The 346-nt window shown below is 46.2% G+C and carries 1 protein-coding gene; it reads right to left on the reverse strand.

Going from position 1 to position 346, the window contains the following annotated elements:
• A partial coding sequence (locus ACXIUA_RS00945; RefSeq protein WP_022856543.1) for a WXG100 family type VII secretion target occupies nucleotides 1–289 on the reverse strand: 289 nt, incomplete at its 3' end.
• Between the last annotated feature and the right edge of the window lie 57 nt (nucleotides 290–346).

Raw genomic sequence — 346 nt, forward strand, 5'->3', positions numbered from 1 at the left:
ACTGAGCAAAGAGCTGACTAGCTTGCGCTTCTGTATCTGCATACAATTGCGCGGCATGCGTCATTGCTTGCTGAATAGATACTAAAGACTCTTCCATGGTGCGTTGAGCAGCTTGCCATTGCTGCATAACAGCGTGGAATTGTGTGGCAGCGCTGCCTTGCCAAGAAGCTTCTAAATCAGCCAGTTGCGCGCACATGGTGGACACAGAAGAACGAATAGATTCGATTGATGAATTCACCTGTGTGCTGGCATTGAGAATATGCTCAGAATCTACATGATATGTAGACATAATAACCTCCTTTCGAGGTTGGGGTATAGATATGCGCTGACTCTTATACACATCTCC

The sequence above is a fragment of the Corynebacterium sp. UMB8791 genome (assembly GCF_054166365.1).